Consider the following 16,824-nt stretch of genomic DNA (forward strand, 5'->3'; position numbering starts at 1 on the left):
GGTGGGCAGCCACGACCATCACGGCCATCATCACGACGATCATAGCCACGGCCATGATCACGATCATGGTAGCCACGCCCATGCCCATGCGCCCGCCAGCTTCGGCACGGCGTTCGCGATCGGCATCACGCTCAATACCGCGCTGGTCCTGGCCGAGGCCGTCTACGGCTATATCGGCAACTCCACCGCCCTGCTTGCGGACGCCGGCCATAACCTTAGCGACGTGCTCGGCCTGGTCGTGGCCTGGTGCGCGTCGATCGCGGCGCGGCGCGCGCCCAGCGGCCGCTTCACCTATGGCCTGCGCGCCTCCACCATCCTGGCGGCGCTGGCGAACGCGGTGTTCCTGCTGGTCGCGACCGGTGCGATAGGCTGGGAAGCGTTTTTGCGCCTGCGTGAACCGGAGCCCGTCGCCGGCATCACCGTAATGGTGGTCGCCGGCATCGGCATCCTCATCAACGGTTTTACGGCCATGCTGTTCGCGCGCGGGCGCAAGGACGACATCAACATCGAAGGCGCCTATCTGCACATGGCGGCCGACGCCGTGGTCTCGCTCGGCGTCGTGGTCTCGGCGGCGCTGATCATCTGGACCGGCTGGCTCTGGCTCGATCCCGTCACCAGCCTCGTCATCTGCGCCACCATTCTCTGGAGCACCACCAGCCTGCTCCGCGGCTCCATCGACATGTCGATGGCGGCCGCGCCCAGGGGCACCGACATTGCCGCAATCAAGATCCTACTGCTGGAGCGGCCCGGCGTCACTGCGATCCACGATCTCCACGTCTGGCCGATCTCGACCACTGAGACGGCGCTGACCTGCCATCTCGTCATGCCCACCGGCGCCGGCGATGCATTCCTGATGGAGACGGCGCAGATGCTGAAGCGCTCCCACCGCATCGGCCACACCACCCTTCAGGTCGAGACGCATCCCGACAACGGCTGCGCGCTGGCGCCGGATGATGTGGTGTGAGGTAGTTGCGTGGCTGCGTCCCGTCGTCATTGCGAGCGCAGCGCGCTGCGCTCGCAATGACGGGGACAGAGCGGCGCCTACGCCGCCTTCGCCGTCACGATCCAGATCGCACCCTGGAGCGCCACGCTCGACCCCTTCAGGAACGGGGCGAGCATCTCGCGGATCGAGGCTTTTGCCGCGGCATACGTCTCGGGCGGATGGCCTTGCAGCGCGCGGCTGGCGGGGCCGATCTGGAGTGAGCCCTCGACCGCGGCATCGAGCCCGCCGCCGATCGCGACATCCATCGCGAGATTGTGCGGTTCCATCGCGACGTCGACGAAGCCCGCGCCTTTCAGGATGCGCGTTACGCGCTCTTCGGAGGCAAAGGCGAACGGGCCCGGCTCGTCCGGCCCGACCGGCGGCATCTTGGGCACGTGTTTGTAGACCGCCATCAGCGGCGCCATCATCCAGGGATTTTCCTTCGGCTCGCGCCAGCAGGCAAACGCCAGCCGCCCCGTCGGCTTCAATGCGCGGCGGAGGTTGGTGAAAGACACGATCGGGTCAGCGAAGAACATCACGCCGAACCGCGAGGCTAGCAGGTCAAAACTGGCCGGCTCGAACCGATGCACCGTCGCATCCGCCAGCACGAAATCGAGCGGCAGGCCCTTTGGCGCAAACGCGCGCGCCTGCGACAGCATCGGCTCGGAGACGTCGAGCCCGAGCGCGAAGCCATCAGGCGCGACAACCTTCGCGAACGCGAACGTCGTCGCGCCGGAGCCGCAGCCGACGTCGAGGACGCGCTCCCCCGGCTTCGGCTTGGCGCGGTCGATCAGCACATCGGCAATTGGTCCGAGCAGGCTCTCCTGCGCCGCATGGCGATCGGCCCAGCGCTGCCCGCTGGGACCGTTCCAGTAGGCGATCTGATCGGCGTTCTGCTCGTGTCCGCTTGGTTGTTCCATTGGGGCCTCTGTCGTTTTGCCGGTCGTGATACCACGCCGGAAGGCCATCAAGCGGTTCAAATGAGCATGATTTGCGGTGCGGCCGCCTCTTGCTCCAACACCCGAGGGGGCGCTAAAGAGGCGCCGTGGGGCGGTTAGCTCAGCTGGTTAGAGCATCTCGTTTACACCGAGAGGGTCCGCGGTTCGAATCCGTGACCGCCCACCAGCCTTCGCTCGCTCGCGGCTGGGCAAGCCGAACCTCAATCCCCCGGCCGCCCCGGCAGCAACGGCACCGCGTCGATCCACACCGCCGCCGACTGGCACCAGATCTGCCTGACGGGCCGCAATTTGTCGCGCTGGCGGATGCTGCCCCAGCGGATGCCCCAATCGTCCTCCTGGTCGCCCTCGCCGCTCGTGAACAGCGGGGAACCGCACTCGGCGCAGAAGTGCTGGAAGCGCATCCGACCGTTGTCGCCGCGCTTGCCGTAGATCCTGGGCGTGCCGGCGGTCAGCTTGACGTCGGTCTTGGTGCAGATCGCCGTCACCCGGAACGGCGAACCCGTTAGGGTTTGGCAGTCCCGGCAATGGCAGACCGACACCGTCTCGGGATCGATCTCGGCTTCAAAGGTGATCGCGCCGCAATGGCATTGCCCGTCGATGTGCATTGTCGTCATCCACTGCCCAAAACAAAATGCCCCCACAACAAAAACGGCGCCCGAAGGCGCCGTTTTATCATCTTTTCGAGCTGCGACCTCAGTGAGCGGTCAGGCCGCCGGCGGCTTCGTCGCCGTCCGGCTTGACCGTGACCTTGGTGTCCTCTTCCCAGACGATCGGCACCGGCTTCTTGACCAGCGCCTTGGCGACGACGTCGTCGAGGCGGGAGACCGGGATGATCTCCATGCCGCCCTTGATCGCATCGGAAATCTCCGTGAGATCCTTGGCGTTGTCCTCGGGGATCAGCACCGTCTTGATGCCGCCGCGGGCAGCAGCCAGCAGCTTCTCCTTCAGGCCGCCGATCGGCAGAACGCGGCCGCGCAGCGTGATCTCGCCGGTCATCGCGACATCGTGGCGGACCGGGATGCCGGTCATCACCGAGATGATCGCGGTGGCCATCGCAACGCCCGCCGACGGACCGTCCTTCGGCGTCGCGCCTTCCGGCACGTGCACGTGGATGTCGCGCCGGTCGAACAGCGGCGGCTCGATGCCGTAGACGATCGCGCGCGAGCGGACGTAGGACGCCGCCGCCGAGATCGATTCCTTCATCACGTCGCGCAGATTGCCCGTGACCGTCATCTTGCCCTTGCCGGGCATCATGACGCCTTCGATCGTCAGCAACTCGCCGCCGACATCGGTCCAGGCAAGGCCGGTGACGATGCCGACCTGCGGCTCGCTCTCGATCTCGCCGTAGCGGTACTTCGGCACGCCGAGCAGCTCTTCCAGAGTCTTCTCGGTGACCTTGACCGACTTCTTCTTGGAGATCATCAGCTCCTTCACCGCCTTGCGGGCGAGTGTGGAGAGCTCACGCTCCAAATTGCGCACGCCCGCTTCGCGGGTGTAGCGGCGGATCAGAAGCAGCAGCGCATCGTCGTCAATCGAGAACTCCTTGGAGTCCAAGCCGTGCTTGGACACCGCGTTCGGGATCAGGTGCTTGCGCGCGATCTCGACCTTCTCGTTCTCGGTGTAGCCCGCGATCCGGATGATCTCCATGCGGTCCATCAGCGGCCCGGGAATATTGAGCGTATTCGCGGTCGTGATGAACATCACGTTGGACAGATCGTAATCGACCTCGAGATAGTGGTCGTTGAAGGTCGCGTTCTGCTCGGGGTCGAGGACCTCGAGCAAAGCCGAGGACGGATCGCCGCGGAAATCGGCGCCCATCTTGTCGATCTCGTCCAGCAGGAACAGCGGATTGGACGACTTCGCCTTCCGCATCGACTGGATGATCTTGCCGGGCATCGAACCGATATAGGTGCGGCGGTGACCTCGGATCTCGGCCTCGTCACGCACGCCACCGAGCGACACGCGCACGAACTCACGCCCGGTCGCCTTGGCGATCGACTTGCCGAGCGAGGTCTTGCCGACACCGGGAGGGCCGACGAGGCACAGGATCGGGCCGGTCAGCTTGTTGGCGCGCGACTGCACGGCGAGATACTCGACGATGCGGTCCTTGACCTTCTCCAGCCCGTAGTGATCGGCATCCAGAACCGCCTGCGCGGCTTCCAGATCCTTCTTCACCTTGGACTTCTTGTTCCACGGGATCGACAGCAGCCAATCCAGATAGTTGCGCACGACGGTCGCTTCCGCGGACATCGGCGACATCTGGCGCAGCTTCTTCAATTCATGCTGCGCCTTCTCGCGCGCTTCCTTGGAGAGCTTGGTCTTGGAGATCTTCTCTTCGAGATCGGCGAGTTCGTCGCGACCGTCGTCGTCGCCGAGCTCCTTCTGGATCGCCTTCATCTGCTCGTTGAGATAGTACTCGCGCTGGGTCTTCTCCATCTGGCGCTTGACGCGCGAGCGGATGCGCTTCTCGACCTGAAGCACCGAGATCTCGCTCTCCATCAGGCCCAGCACCTTCTCCAGGCGCTGCGTGACCGACAGCGTCTCCAGGATGCCCTGGCGATCCGCGATCTTGACGGCGAGATGCGAGGCGACGGTGTCGGCGAGCTTGGCGAAATCGGTGATCGCCTGCACGACGCCGACGACCTCGGCCGAGATCTTCTTGTTGAGCTTCACATAGCTCTCGAAGTCGGACACGACCGAGCGCGCCATGGCCTCGGCCTCGACCGACTTCGCATCGGTGTCGGCGAGCGCAATCGCAGTCGCTTCGTAATAGTCGGCGCGATCGGTGTACTTCTGCACGCGCGCACGCTCGAGCCCTTCGACCAGCACCTTCACGGTGCCGTCGGGAAGCTTCAAGAGCTGGAGCACGCTGGCAAGCGTACCGGTCTCGTAGATGGAATCGGGTGCCGGATCATCGTCGGACGCGTTCTTCTGGGTCGCGAGCATGATCAGCGCGTCGTTCTTCATCACCTCTTCGAGCGCGCGGATCGACTTCTCGCGGCCGACGAAGAGCGGAACGATCATGTGCGGGAAGACGACGATGTCGCGCAGGGGCAGCACGGGGTAGGCGTGCGTTTCGCCATGAACGATGGTTGGCCTGGGTTTTGGATTGGTCATGGCCTTTTTCCTTTTGCTTTGCCCCCTTGCACGCAGCCCGCCATGCTCATGCGCAACCGCCACAAGGTGCCGAGGTGATCGGCAAAACCGGTCGGTCCTTTTGAGATTGGACCGGCCTGCCGGATCGGAACTGAGGCGAATCTTGAAGAGAATTTTTGCTCGCCGCCGACATTAGGTGGCTATCGACCCGGGGGGTGTCAAGTCATTGAAGACGCGCGCCATCAGGCGCTTACGCACGCAAATAAGCGACGCAACACCGGCTGCGGAGATACTTTCCGCAGCCCTTGCTTGAGGAGACGATTGGAGCGTTCCAGCGCCGCAAATCAGGCGCTGGCGTTCTCGACGGCGCGATCGGACCGATCGGCGTAAATGTAGAGCGGACGCGCCGTTCCTTCCACGACTTCGCGGGAAATCACGACTTCTTCCACACCTTCGAGGCCCGGCAGGTCGAACATGGTCTCGAGCAGGATCGCCTCAAGGATCGAGCGCAGTCCGCGCGCACCGGTCTTGCGCTCGATCGCCCTGCGGGCAACCGCGCCAAGCGCCTCGTCGGCGAAGGTCAGCTCGATGTTCTCCATCTCGAACAGCCGCTGGTACTGCTTCACCAGCGCGTTCTTCGGCTCGACCAGGATCTTCTTGAGCGAAGCCTCGTCCAGATCTTCCAGCGTCGCCACGACGGGCAGACGGCCGACGAATTCCGGGATCAGGCCATACTTCAGGAGATCCTCCGGCTCGACGTGACGGAAGATTTCGCCGGTGCGGCGGTCTTCCGGCGCGAGCACCTGGGCGGCGAAACCGATCGAGGTCGAACGTCCGCGTGCCGAAATGATCTTCTCAAGGCCCGAGAACGCACCACCGCAGATGAACAGGATGTTGGTGGTGTCCACCTGCAGGAATTCCTGCTGCGGATGCTTGCGGCCGCCCTGCGGCGGGACCGAAGCCACCGTGCCTTCCATGATCTTGAGCAGCGCCTGCTGCACGCCCTCACCCGACACGTCGCGCGTGATCGAGGGATTGTCGGACTTGCGGCTGATCTTGTCGATTTCGTCGATATAGACGATGCCGCGCTGGGCACGCTCGACGTTGTAGTCGGCGGCCTGGAGCAGCTTCAGGATGATGTTCTCGACGTCCTCGCCGACATAGCCGGCTTCCGTCAGCGTCGTCGCATCCGCCATCGTGAACGGCACGTCCAGGATGCGGGCGAGCGTCTGCGCGAGCAGCGTCTTGCCCGAGCCGGTCGGACCGATCAGCAGGATGTTCGACTTCGCAAGCTCGACGTCGTTGTGCTTGGTCTGGTGGTTGAGGCGCTTGTAGTGATTGTGCACCGCGACCGAGAGGACCTTCTTCGCATGGTTCTGGCCGATCACGTAATCGTCCAGCACCTTGCAGATTTCCTTCGGCGTCGGAATCCCGTCGCGCGACTTCACCAGCGAGGATTTGTTCTCCTCGCGAATGATGTCCATGCAGAGCTCGACGCACTCGTCGCAAATGAAGACCGTGGGACCCGCGATCAGTTTGCGCACTTCGTGCTGGCTCTTGCCGCAGAACGAGCAATACAGCGTGTTCTTGGAGTCGCTCGTGCCGACCTTACTCATTCATGTCTCCGTCCGCGGTTCGATCCCGTCCGCTCGATCGCCCTATTCCGGCACGACAGCCGGTACAGTCCTTCAAATAGAGCAAATTCCGTACCAAAAAAGACCCTACGCGTTACATGCCGTGCGAATCACGGTCACTCGATTCCCCGCGATCATAGCCGATCAGTCGTAGCGAACCATGCTGTCACCCGACTATCAAGAATTCGCTAATCGGGGGTCGCCGGCTACCCGTGACAATACCGTGATTTCCGGTCTTGGCACGGGCGAAGTGATCGAAATCACCCCGGCGTTGCTGGATTGCCACGAAAAACAAGCACGAAAGCGGAACTTTCTGCCTGTCGCAGGGCGCAAAACTACGTTTTGCGACGCGCGCACGTGTCCTTAACGTGAACGCTCCCTAATGGCGCCGGCGAGCCCGGAGGGTTCGCCGCCGCAGTAGTGCTACGGGGTCTTCGGCGCCGCGGTTTCCTCGGCGCGCTTGTCGATGACCCTGTCGACCAGGCCGAACTCCTTGGCGTCGCTCGCGGTCAGGAACTTGTCGCGTTCCAGCGCGTCCTCGATCGCCTTGTAGGTCTGACCGGTGTGCTTCACGTAGATCTCGTTCAGCCGCTTCTTCAGGTTCAGGATTTCCTGGGCGTGCAGCATGATGTCGGTGGCCTGGCCCTGGAAGCCGCCGGAGGGCTGATGCACCATGATGCGAGCGTTCGGCAGCGAGAAGCGCATGTCCTTCTCGCCGGCGCAGAGCAGCAGCGAGCCCATCGAGGCGGCCTGGCCCGTGCACAGCGTCGAGACCGGCGGGCGAATGAACTGCATGGTGTCGTAGATCGCGAGGCCCGACGTCACCACGCCGCCCGGCGAGTTGATGTACATCGAGATTTCCTTCTTCGGATTTTCCGCCTCAAGGAACAACAGCTGCGCGACAATGAGCGTCGACATGCCGTCCTCGACCGGCCCGGTCAGGAAGATGATGCGCTCTTTCAGAAGGCGCGAGAAAATGTCGTAGGCGCGCTCGCCACGGTTGGTCTGCTCGACCACCATGGGCACGAGGTTCATGTAGGTTTCAACCGGATCGCGCATGAGTCACCTAGGGTTTTGAAGAGGCGGACATCGCCAGGCCCGGCTGCCAGTCGGGGCTGGATCTGCCGGAGGGCCGATGGACGTCCCGTGATGCAGGAACTTGATAGACGAACTTGGTAGAAGCGGAAGGCGTAGCGACAGATATAGCCCAATTCGCGCCTGACAAGTGCGGAGCGAATTAAGGCTTAATCCGTGAGGCAGTTGAAGCTGATTCGTACAAAGAGGCCCAGCCGGCCACCTGGCTAGCTCGACCTCTTTGCTGATCATCCTTAATGCAAGGCTATCCTAAAGGCTCTTCTGGAGCCCTCAGGCGGCGGTCTTTTCCGCCTCGTCGTCCTTGTAGAGATCGTCACGCGAAACCTTCTTTTCGGTCACGTTGGCGAGCTCGAGGATGAAGTCGACGACCTTGTCCTCATAGATCGGTGCACGAAGCTGGGCCAACGCTTGGGCGTTGCTGCGGTAATAGTCCCAGACCTCCTTCTCGCGGCCCGGCATCGAGCGCGCCCGCTCGATCACGGCGCGGCCGACCTCGTCGTCGGTCACGGAGATCTTGTTCTTCTCGCCGATCTCGGAAAGCACGAGGCCGAGCCGCACGCGGCGGTCGGCGATTTTGCGGTACTCTTCCTTGGCGGCGTCTTCAGTGGTGTCCTCGTCGGCGAAGGTCTTGCCGGCGGAGTCCATCTCGGCCTTCACCGAGTTCCACATCAGATTGAACTCCTCGTCGACCAGCGAGGGCGGAGCCTCGAAGCGATGGGCCTCGTCGAGGCGGTCGAGCAGCGCGCGCTTGACGCGCTGGCGCGTCGCGGTCGCGAACTCGGCGACCAGCCGTTCGCGCGCCGCTTCCTTCAGCTTGTCCAGCGATTCGAGGCCGAGGGTCTTGGCGAACTCGTCGTCGATCGCGAGGTCCTGCGGCGCCTCGATCAGCGTCGCGGTCGTCTCGAACTCGGCCGGCTGGCCGGCGAGCTTGTCGTTCATGTAGTTCTTGGGGAACGCCACCTTCAGCGTGCGGGTCTCGTTCGTGGCGATGCCGGTGAGCTGCTCTTCGAAGCCGGGGATGAAGGTGTTGGATCCGATCACGACCTGGATGCCCTCGCCGGCGCCGCCCTCGAAGGCCTCGCCGTTGATGGTGCCCTTGAAGGCAACGGTGACGCGATCACCCGACTCGGCCTTGGCGCCCTCGGCCTTCGGGGCATAGCCACGGTTCGAATCGGCGATGCGCTTGATCGCCTCATCGACGTCGGCGTCGGTGACTTCGGCGACGGGCTTCTCGACCTCGAAGGTCTTGAAGTCGGCGAGCGCGATCGACGGCACCACCTCGATCGCAACCGTGTAGGTCAGATCGGTTTTGCCGTTGAGCAGCTCCTCGACCTCGGCCTGCTCGGTCGGCATGGTGATCTTCGGTTCGGTCGCCAGGCGGAAGCCGCGCTCGGAGAACAGCTGCGTGTTGGTGTCGCGGATGGTCTGGTCGATGGTCTCGGCCATCACCGAGCGGCCATAGACCTTCTTGAGGTGCGTGACCGGCACCTTGCCGGGACGGAAGCCGTTGATGCGGACCTTGTCCTTGAGATCGACGAGCTTGGCACCGGCCTTGGCGTCGAGATCAGACGCGGGAACGCTGATCTTGAACTCGCGCTTCAAACCTTCCGAGAGGGTTTCTGTGACCTGCATGGTGTCCAATCTTCTTCTCGTTCGGTCCCGGTGCGCATGCGTCGGGACGCTGTCATTAATCGATCCGGCGCGAGGCGAACGCCTCAACGCCGGTGGTTCATCGGACCGGCTTCCGGCGGACAAACATCCGCGCAGGAGCAGATCGCGTAATCCGTGCAAACGCTGAAAGCGCTTGGTGCGGGCGGAGGGACTCGAACCCCCACAACTTTCGTCACTGGAACCTAAATCCAGCGCGTCTACCAGTTCCGCCACGCCCGCGTAAATTTGCATCAAGACCGGCCGCGATGCCGCGGGCGGCGGGCTTATAGCATGTGCCCGCCTGTTCGCAGCAAAAAAATGGCCCGATAGAGGCAGGCTTCAACTAGGCACGACGGCTGGACTTATCCAGCACGCCGTGGTCCGGATCGGCCATGAAAACGCGGATCTTCGACCCGACGAGGCGCGAGGTTTTGGCCGGACTTGGAGCCGGACTTGGCGCCTCTGTGGCCGGGCTGATGGCGGGCGGCGCAGTCCCGGCCGTGACCGCCCAGCTCGCGCTTCAGGCAAGGCCGGGGACGCTGGCTCTGACGCCGGGGCAGCCGGCCACACCCATCTGGGAGCTGGCCGCCGTCAGCCACCTCGGGGATGTCCGTCTCAAACGTGGCGACCGCTGCGAGGTGGTCTTCCGCAACGACCTGCCTGTGCCGCTTGCACCAGTCTGGTACGGCCTTGGAGGCCCGGCCGCGGCCGACCCGCTTCGAGGACGCGCCCCGACGGCCCCGGACGCGACAGAAACATCAATTATTTCAGTACCAAATGCGGGAATCTTGCTGGCCGACTTTCGCCTGTTCGAGGACGGCCTGAAGCAGCCCGCGCGCCCGCTTCCGATCATTGCCGCCGAGACAAACCCGGTCGCCGCCGATCGCGACGTGGTTCTCTTGATCGAGGAATGGCGGCTACGGCCAGATGGAACCGCACTTCCCCCGGGCCGGGACCCGAAGGACACATCCCCGCTCTATACGATCAACGGAACGACTTCATTCGAACTCTCAGCTGCGGCCAATGAGCGGCTGCGGCTGCGCTTTATCAACGGCTCGCAACGTTCTGTTCTGGCGATCAAATTGGAAAGTCACGAAGTCCAGGTGCTGGCCCTGGACGGACAGCCGGCCGAGCCGTTCCCGACGCGCAACGGCGCGCTGGTGCTGGCTCCCGGCGCACGCGCCGACGCCTTCGTGGATGCGGCCACATCGGCCCCATTCCTGCTGCATGACGGCAAGGAGGCGCGCCAGATCGGCCGCCTGACGGTCTCCGGCAAGCTTGACCGGCGCGTGCCGCTGTTGCCGCCGCAGCCGCTCCCTCCGAATGACCTGCCCGACCGGCTAGATCTGAAAGGCGCCCTGCGATTCGATGTCACGCTCGGGGCAGCCGACGTCGGGTGGGTACGGCCCGCAAATTTCTCGACGTCCTCCGCCCCTACCTTTCGCACCAAGGCCGGCCGCACCGTCGTGCTGGCGCTCAAGAACTCCGCACCCGTCGCCACCGTCTTCCATCTCCACGGCCACCATTTCCGCCTGCTCGACAAGCTCGACGACGGCTGGAAGCCCTATTGGCTCGACACGCTCGCGATCGAACCCGGCCTGACCCAGCGCGTCGCATTCGAGGCCAGAGGTCCCGGCCGATGGCTGATCGAATCCGTCGTAACCGACTGGGCCGCACCGCGGCTGGTGCGCTGGTACGCGGTGGAGTGAGAGCTCAGTATTCCACCCCCAGCGCACCATAGATTCGCCGGTGCACGGCCGGCAGCGTCTCGGTGAGATCCTCCGCGATCAGCCCCGGCCCCGCTTCGCTCGCCGCTTCGCCATGCATCCAGACGGCGATGCTGGCGGCTTCGAATGCCGGCACGCCTTGCGCCAGCAGCCCTGCGATGATGCCGGTGAGAACGTCGCCGGCGCCCGCGGTGGCGAGCCAGGGTGGTGCGTTGGCGGCGATGGTGGCCCGGCCGTCGGGCGCGGCAATCGTGGTGTCCGCGCCCTTCAGCAGCACGACCGCGCCGGAGCGCTCGGCGGCAGCGCGCACGCGCTCGATCTTCGAGCGGCCCGGATATTTATTGCTGAGGTCGGAGAACAGCCGTGGGAACTCGCCCTCGTGCGGCGTCAGCACCACCGCCTTGTCCTGCGACGTCTTGATCGATTCGAACAGGCGCTCGGGATTGGCGGCAAAGCTCGTCAGCGCATCTGCGTCGAGCACCAGGCGCCGCTGGGCGTTAAGCGCCGTGTGGACGAGATCGCAGGTGCGCTCGCCGACACCCGCGCCGGGGCCGATGATGCAGGTGTTGTAACGCTTGTCGCCGAGCAGCTCGCCGAACTCGATGGCGGTATCGACGGGGCGAACCATGACCGCGGTGAGCGCAGCCGCATTGATCGCGAGCGCATCCCGCGGCGTGGCCAGAGTCACCAGGCCCGCACCTGCCCGCAGCGCCCCGCGCGCGGCGAGCCGCGCGGCACCGGTCGCCGCCGCATCGCCCGAGACCGCCAGCACATGGCCGCGCGCGTATTTGTGGCCGTCGATGCGCGGCACCGGAAAGGCCGCGCCCCAGAAGTCCGGATCGTTTTCGAATATTTGCGGCGCGATCTCGTCCAGCACCTGCGCGTCGATACCGATGTCGGCGACACGCACGTGGCCGCAATGCATCCGCCCCGGCAGCAGCAGATGCGCCGGCTTCTTCCGGAAGAAGGTAAGGGTCTCGGTGGCGTTCACCGCCACGCCCAGCACGGCTGCGCTGGTGCCGTTGATGCCGCTCGGCAGGTCGACCGCGAGCACCGGCGCACCGTTGGCGTTGATCGCCTCGATCATCTCGCGCGCCTCGCCCTCGGCGGGACGGCTGAGGCCCGCGCCGAACAGCGCATCGATGATCAGCGCCGGTCGCCCGATCGCCTGCGGGTTGAACGGGAGCACCGGGTGCTTCCAGCCCCGCGCGGCCGAGGCCGCATCGCCCTGGAGCTGGTCGCGCTCGCACATCAGGATCACCGAGACCTCGCGGCCTTGCGCGGCGAGCTCGGCGGCTGCGACAAAACCGTCCCCGCCGTTGTTGCCCGGGCCGGCCACGATCAGGATCGGCCCCTCCTCCACCAGCGCGTGGGCGGCCTCGGCGACCGCCTGACCGGCGCTGAGCATCAGCTTGAAGCCGGGGGTGCCTGCCGCAATGCTGAGCTCGTCGGCGCGCTGCATTTCGGCGTTGGTCAGAACTTCCATGCCACTTCCCTGTCCAAAAGCCTTTTCAAGAGGCACGTTCCGCACCATGCCATCCGACGGAACGACGATCTGCACAGATATTGAACCGTTTGCCTATTTCGTAGTCTGCGGTATTTTGTGCGGGTCGGCGCCACCTATCAGAGCTGCACGTTAAAAGGCTGATAACGCTCCAATAATCAGGGCATTTGCAACTTGGCATAGACCCTGCTTTCGCGGAAGTCGCTTCGGTTCGTCGTGCTCACTGGCATTTATCAGGGTGTGGCCGGCCGTTGTTGCCGGACTGGTCAGGGATCCCGGCATAGCGAAGACAAGATCGTGCGTTAAGAAAAGCGCATCCTGACGAAGACGTTGCTATTTGTTCGAAAGGCCGGGAGGCGCGCAGTGAAGAAAATCGAAGCCATCATCAAGCCATTCAAGCTCGACGAGGTGAAGGAAGCGCTTCAGGAAGTCGGCCTTCAGGGCATCACCGTCACCGAAGCCAAGGGCTTCGGCCGGCAGAAGGGTCACGCTGAGCTGTACCGCGGCGCAGAATACATCGTCGACTTCCTGCCCAAGGTGAAGATCGAGATCGTGATCGGCGACGATCTGGTCGAGCGCGCCATCGACGCAATCCGCCGCGCCGCGCAAACCGGGCGCATCGGCGACGGCAAGATCTTCGTCTCCAACATCGAAGAGGCGATCCGCATCCGGACCGGCGAATCCGGGCTGGACGCTATCTGAGCCGGGTGCTATCCCGCATTTTGCGACATTCTGACAAGAAATAGGCTGCTTCGGCGGCCTCATTTTGTTTGTGCCTCGCGCGCCTCAAGAAGCGTGAACACGGTCGCTCGAAGTTTGGAAACCGACCCGCAGAGCCAAAAGGGGTATGCATGAAGACCGCCAAAGACGTCCTGAAATCGATCAAGGACAACGACGTCAAATACGTCGACCTGCGCTTCACCGATCCGCGCGGCAAGTGGCAGCACGTCACCTTCGACATCAGCATGATCGATGAGGACATTTTCGCCGAAGGGACGATGTTTGACGGCTCCTCGATCGCCGGCTGGAAGGCGATCAACGAGTCCGACATGTGCCTGATGCCCGATCCGGTGACCGCGACGATCGATCCGTTCTTCGCCGAGACCACCATGGTCATCACCTGCGACGTGCTCGAGCCGACCACCGGCGAGCCCTACAACCGGGATCCCCGCGGCATCGCCAAGAAGGCCGAGGCGATGGTCAAGTCGATGGGCGTTGGCGACACCGTGTTCGTCGGCCCCGAAGCCGAGTTCTTCGTGTTCGACGACGTGCGCTTCTCCGCCAACCCCTACAGCACCGGCTTCCGCCTCGACTCTTCCGAGCTGCCGACCAACTCCGACACCGAATATGAAGGCGGCAATCTCGGCCATCGTGTCCGTACCAAGGGCGGCTACTTCCCGGTGCCGCCGCAGGACTCCGTGCAGGACATGCGCTCGGAGATGCTCGGCGCCATGGCCAAGATGGGCGTGAAGGTCGAGAAGCACCATCACGAGGTCGCTTCCGCCCAGCACGAGCTCGGCATGAAGTTCGACACGCTGACCTTGATGGCCGACCACATGCAGATCTACAAATACTGCATCCACCAGGTTGCGCACATCTACGGCAAGACCGCCACCTTCATGCCGAAGCCGGTCTTCGGCGACAACGGCTCGGGCATGCACGTGCACCAGTCGATCTGGAAGGACGGCAAGCCGGTGTTCGCCGGCAACAAATACGCCGACCTGTCGGAGACCTGCCTCCATTACATCGGCGGCATCATCAAGCACGCCAAGGCGATCAACGCCTTCACCAACCCGTCGACCAACTCCTACAAGCGTCTGGTCCCGGGCTATGAGGCTCCCGTGCTGCTCGCCTATTCCGCCCGCAACCGCTCGGCGTCCTGCCGCATCCCCTACACCGCTTCGCCGAAGGCCAAGCGCGTCGAGGTGCGCTTCCCCGATCCGCTCGCCAATCCATATCTCGGCTTCGCCGCGATGCTGATGGCGGGCCTCGACGGCATCAAGAACAAGATCGATCCGGGTCCGGCGATGGACAAGGACCTCTACGATCTGCCGAAGGAAGAGCTGAAGCAGATCCCGACAGTGTGCGGCAGCTTGCGCGAGGCGCTGGAAAACCTCGACAAGGATCGCGGCTTCCTGAAGAACGGCGGCGTGTTCGACGACGACTTCATCGACGCTTATATCGAGCTGAAGATGACCGAAGTCGCCCGCTTCGAAATGACCCCGCACCCGGTCGAGTTCGAGATGTACTATTCGGGCTAAGCCGCCGGAACGACTACGACGCACGAAAGGCGCCCCTCGGGGCGCCTTTTTTTGTGGTCCTCGAGCTTTGTTCTGCGTCTGACTCCACTTCGTTCTCAAAGAACGAATCGGAATCGAGAAAACTGGCGCGCATCAATTCTTGATATCTGGTTTATTGCGCCCGAGAGATCGCGAGCGCTGTTGGTAATCGCAGGATGCGTTCAGCGCCGCGAAATCCATCCTGGAGACTAGTTCTCGTGCCTGTTTGCGAAAATCGCCAATCCTCCGCCGCCGGTCGCAACGATCGAGAGCCTTATCGGCCTCGGCGCAGCCCCGCAGCTACGCCGCCGCGCGCTGCTTCGCCACCATGGCCTGACCGAACGCCTCGAACAGTTTTCGGTTGATCGGATTGTGCTGCGGGTCGTATTCGGCGTGCCATTGCACCCCGAGCGCAAAAGCCCTGGCTTCCGCGATGCGGATTGCCTCGATGGTGCCGTCCTCGGCAATGCCCTCGATCAGCACGCGCTTGCCGGGATCGAGGATGCCCTGGCCGTGCAGCGAATTGACCCTGATCTTGTCACAGCCGAGCAATTCTGCGAACGCGCCGCCCGGCGTCAGATCGACGTCGTGGCGATCGGCGAACACCACTGTCGGATCGGGGTGGATCTCACCGTTCTCGAGCCTCGGCATGCGATGGTTCATGCGGCCCGGGATCTCGCGGATCTCGGGATGCAGCGAGCCGCCGAAGGCGACATTCATCTCCTGGAGGCCCCGGCAGATGCCGAACAGCGGGATACCGCGGGCAACGCAGGCGACCGAGAGCGCCAGCGCCACCTCGTCACGGTGGATGTCGTAGGGCTCGTGCGCCTCACACGGATCGACGTTGAAACGGGTCGGGTGGACGTTGGCCCGGGCGCCAGTCAGCACGATGCCGTCGACCGTATCGAGCAGCGCGCCGATATCGGTGATGTCAGGCGAGCCCGCGAACATCACCGGCAGGCCGCCTGAAACCTCGGCCACGGCGCGCAGATTACGCTCGCCGACCATCTGGACCTGAAATCGATTTTCAACGCGATGGGCATTCCCGATCACGCCGACGACCGGCTTTCTCATCTCCCGCTCAGACCTCCCCGCCGAAGAAGATTCTCCAAACATGCCCCCGGGATGGAACAAATTCAACAGAAGGGTACGCGGGACGGCAATGCTATTTTCGCGCAAATGCCTCCCGGGCCACGATCGCGCCGCCAAGGGGCAGGCCGGCGGTCTTCAGTGCGGTCGCCGCCGGGTCGCCCGGCGCAGCCAACCAGGGCAGTTTCGTTTCGATTCCGCGCGTCACGGACTCCCCGAGCGCGCCACCGAAATCGATCGGCCAAAGCCCGTTGGGCACCATTTCGGCGGTAAGGCCACGGAGTGCATAGCCGTCGCCCAGGACCGCCTCCGCATGGTCGCCGGCGACAAGGCGCGCCGTCGCAGGGTCCATGGGATCGCCAAAGCTCACCAGCACGGGCATTAGGTCCCCCTGCACCGCGACGACGCCGGTCTGCCGGCTGAGCTCGTTGAACGAGACACGGTTGCCTCGCGCGGCGCCATAAGCGCGGAGCGCGACATAGTTGATGTCGTCGAGATCGAGCTTCGCGCCCTGCTGATGCGCCAGCAATGCCACCACATTCTTTCCCCGGCCGAGGTCGACGAACACAGCCTCGCCGCGCATCGTGGTGCGGCCGCCCCGGCTATAGCCGCGATCGGGCACGACGGACAGAATACCGGAGCCGGACTTGACGCCTTCGGGCGTCGTCACCTCGACCGTGAGGCGATATTTGTGGCCGGGCCGGTTGATCCGGATCTGGTCGCCAATCACGAGCACGGCCAAAAGCCCGAGCAGACCCACCCATTTGCTGATGAAACTCAAGCGCGCCCCACCTGTTCTCTCCTCGTCG

At 64.0% G+C, this 16,824-nt stretch carries 13 protein-coding genes and 2 tRNA genes; 5 read left to right on the forward strand and 10 right to left on the reverse strand.

Annotated elements, in window-relative coordinates; translation table 11 throughout:
- Window position 1 precedes the first annotated feature (1 nt).
- The gene (locus IVB45_RS20430) at window positions 2-964 is read left to right on the forward strand and encodes a cation diffusion facilitator family transporter (RefSeq protein WP_247356263.1); all 963 of its coding nucleotides are present in this window, start codon (window positions 2-4) and stop codon (window positions 962-964) included.
- A 77-nt stretch (window positions 965-1,041) separates the two neighbouring features.
- Here the strand turns inward: IVB45_RS20430 and IVB45_RS20435 are convergent, their stop codons facing one another.
- Complete coding sequence (locus IVB45_RS20435) at window positions 1,042-1,902, reverse strand: methyltransferase domain-containing protein (protein WP_027567216.1); 861 nt, start codon at window positions 1,900-1,902, stop codon at window positions 1,042-1,044.
- A 128-nt stretch (window positions 1,903-2,030) separates the two neighbouring features.
- Here IVB45_RS20435 and IVB45_RS20440 point away from each other — a divergent pair.
- Window positions 2,031-2,107: transfer RNA gene (locus IVB45_RS20440), tRNA-Val, on the forward strand.
- 34 nt (window positions 2,108-2,141) lie between these two features.
- On the opposite strand, the gene IVB45_RS20445 is transcribed toward IVB45_RS20440, so the two are convergent.
- The 6 genes from IVB45_RS20445 to IVB45_RS20470 all read right to left on the reverse strand — a co-directional run bounded on the left by IVB45_RS20445 (window position 2,142) and on the right by IVB45_RS20470 (window position 9,656).
- Complete coding sequence (locus tag IVB45_RS20445) at window positions 2,142-2,546, reverse strand: GFA family protein (protein ID WP_247356262.1); 405 nt, start codon at window positions 2,544-2,546, stop codon at window positions 2,142-2,144.
- An 88-nt stretch (window positions 2,547-2,634) separates the two neighbouring features.
- Complete coding sequence (lon, locus tag IVB45_RS20450; protein WP_007603504.1) at window positions 2,635-5,058, reverse strand: endopeptidase La; 2,424 nt, start codon at window positions 5,056-5,058, stop codon at window positions 2,635-2,637.
- 323 nt (window positions 5,059-5,381) lie between these two features.
- The gene (gene clpX / locus IVB45_RS20455; RefSeq protein ID WP_007603503.1) at window positions 5,382-6,653 is read right to left on the reverse strand and encodes an ATP-dependent Clp protease ATP-binding subunit ClpX; all 1,272 of its coding nucleotides are present in this window, start codon (window positions 6,651-6,653) and stop codon (window positions 5,382-5,384) included.
- Between the two features lie 441 nt (window positions 6,654-7,094).
- Window positions 7,095-7,730 carry an ATP-dependent Clp protease proteolytic subunit gene (locus IVB45_RS20460; protein WP_007603501.1) on the reverse strand — a complete coding sequence of 212 codons (636 nt, stop codon included), beginning with the start codon at window positions 7,728-7,730 and terminating at the stop codon, window positions 7,095-7,097.
- Between the two features lie 306 nt (window positions 7,731-8,036).
- Window positions 8,037-9,398 carry a trigger factor gene (gene tig, locus IVB45_RS20465; RefSeq protein WP_247356261.1) on the reverse strand — a complete coding sequence of 454 codons (1,362 nt, stop codon included), beginning with the start codon at window positions 9,396-9,398 and terminating at the stop codon, window positions 8,037-8,039.
- Between the two features lie 173 nt (window positions 9,399-9,571).
- Window positions 9,572-9,656 (reverse strand) — tRNA-Leu (locus IVB45_RS20470).
- A gap of 152 nt (window positions 9,657-9,808) precedes the next feature.
- Here IVB45_RS20470 and IVB45_RS20475 point away from each other — a divergent pair.
- Window positions 9,809-11,125: a multicopper oxidase domain-containing protein gene (locus tag IVB45_RS20475; protein ID WP_247356260.1), complete on the forward strand. Its 1,317-nt coding sequence runs from the start codon at window positions 9,809-9,811 to the stop codon at window positions 11,123-11,125.
- Between the two features lie 4 nt (window positions 11,126-11,129).
- Here IVB45_RS20475 and IVB45_RS20480 read toward each other — a convergent pair whose 3' ends face one another.
- The gene (locus IVB45_RS20480) at window positions 11,130-12,629 is read right to left on the reverse strand and encodes an NAD(P)H-hydrate dehydratase (RefSeq protein ID WP_247356258.1); all 1,500 of its coding nucleotides are present in this window, start codon (window positions 12,627-12,629) and stop codon (window positions 11,130-11,132) included.
- Between the two features lie 381 nt (window positions 12,630-13,010).
- On the opposite strand from IVB45_RS20480, the gene IVB45_RS20485 reads away from it, so the two are divergent.
- On the forward strand, window positions 13,011-13,349 hold the full coding sequence (locus IVB45_RS20485) for a P-II family nitrogen regulator (protein WP_007603495.1): 339 nt from the start codon (window positions 13,011-13,013) through the stop codon (window positions 13,347-13,349).
- Between the two features lie 149 nt (window positions 13,350-13,498).
- Window positions 13,499-14,908 carry a type I glutamate--ammonia ligase gene (glnA, locus tag IVB45_RS20490; protein WP_007603494.1) on the forward strand — a complete coding sequence of 470 codons (1,410 nt, stop codon included), beginning with the start codon at window positions 13,499-13,501 and terminating at the stop codon, window positions 14,906-14,908.
- A 318-nt stretch (window positions 14,909-15,226) separates the two neighbouring features.
- On the opposite strand, the gene IVB45_RS20495 is transcribed toward glnA, so the two are convergent.
- Together IVB45_RS20495 and IVB45_RS20500 are read right to left on the reverse strand one after the other, a co-directional pair.
- Complete coding sequence (locus IVB45_RS20495; RefSeq protein ID WP_027567222.1) at window positions 15,227-16,000, reverse strand: gamma-glutamyl-gamma-aminobutyrate hydrolase family protein; 774 nt, start codon at window positions 15,998-16,000, stop codon at window positions 15,227-15,229.
- A 91-nt stretch (window positions 16,001-16,091) separates the two neighbouring features.
- Window positions 16,092-16,796, reverse strand: a complete 705-nt coding sequence (locus IVB45_RS20500) for a hypothetical protein (protein ID WP_247356256.1) — start codon at window positions 16,794-16,796, stop codon at window positions 16,092-16,094.
- Window positions 16,797-16,824: the final 28 nt, after the last annotated feature.

This window comes from Bradyrhizobium sp. 4, assembly GCF_023100905.1.
GTDB lineage: Bacteria > Pseudomonadota > Alphaproteobacteria > Rhizobiales > Xanthobacteraceae > Bradyrhizobium.

Bases quoted from the DNA above. Each gene is read 5' to 3' on its own strand.
- clpX (WP_007603503.1), bottom strand. From the start codon at position 6,653: ATGAGTAAGGTCGGCACGAGCGACTCCAAGAACACGCTGTATTGCTCG.
- IVB45_RS20435 (WP_027567216.1), bottom strand. From the start codon at position 1,902: ATGGAACAACCAAGCGGACACGAGCAGAACGCCGATCAGATCGCCTAC.
- IVB45_RS20480 (WP_247356258.1), bottom strand. From the start codon at position 12,629: ATGGAAGTTCTGACCAACGCCGAAATGCAGCGCGCCGACGAGCTCAGC.
- IVB45_RS20475 (WP_247356260.1), top strand. From the start codon at position 9,809: ATGAAAACGCGGATCTTCGACCCGACGAGGCGCGAGGTTTTGGCCGGA.
- glnA (WP_007603494.1), top strand. From the start codon at position 13,499: ATGAAGACCGCCAAAGACGTCCTGAAATCGATCAAGGACAACGACGTC.
- IVB45_RS20495 (WP_027567222.1), bottom strand. From the start codon at position 16,000: ATGAGAAAGCCGGTCGTCGGCGTGATCGGGAATGCCCATCGCGTTGAA.
- lon (WP_007603504.1), bottom strand. From the start codon at position 5,058: ATGACCAATCCAAAACCCAGGCCAACCATCGTTCATGGCGAAACGCAC.
- IVB45_RS20460 (WP_007603501.1), bottom strand. From the start codon at position 7,730: ATGCGCGATCCGGTTGAAACCTACATGAACCTCGTGCCCATGGTGGTC.
- tig (WP_247356261.1), bottom strand. From the start codon at position 9,398: ATGCAGGTCACAGAAACCCTCTCGGAAGGTTTGAAGCGCGAGTTCAAG.
- IVB45_RS20445 (WP_247356262.1), bottom strand. From the start codon at position 2,546: ATGCACATCGACGGGCAATGCCATTGCGGCGCGATCACCTTTGAAGCC.